Below are 255 nucleotides of genomic sequence, written 5' to 3'. Positions count from 1 at the left end.
CGGGGATGAGCAGTTCGACGCCGGTGCCGGGGTTCAGTTCGTGGATCTTGCGGACGGTTTCGGCGTAGAGCCAGACGCCTTCGTCTTCGAGGTCGTCGCGGGCGACGCCGGTGACGGTGGCGTAGCGCAGCTGCATGGACTGCACGGAGCGGGCCACCTTGGTGGGTTCGAACCGGTCCAGGGGTGAGGGTTTGCCGGTGTCGATCTGGCAGAAGTCGCAGCGGCGGGTGCATTCGGAGCCGCCGATGAGGAAGG

At 67.1% G+C, this 255-nt stretch carries 1 pseudogene; it reads right to left on the bottom strand.

Features of this window, described 5'->3' with window-relative positions:
• Positions 1-255 (bottom strand): annotated as a pseudogene (locus AC5RTT_RS20910) (lipoyl synthase); the annotation flags it as partial.

Source organism: Arthrobacter sp. Y3221157 (assembly GCF_059089865.1).
Note: the sequence above shows the minus strand (reverse complement) of the source record. Positions and strands in the feature narration are given on the sequence as shown.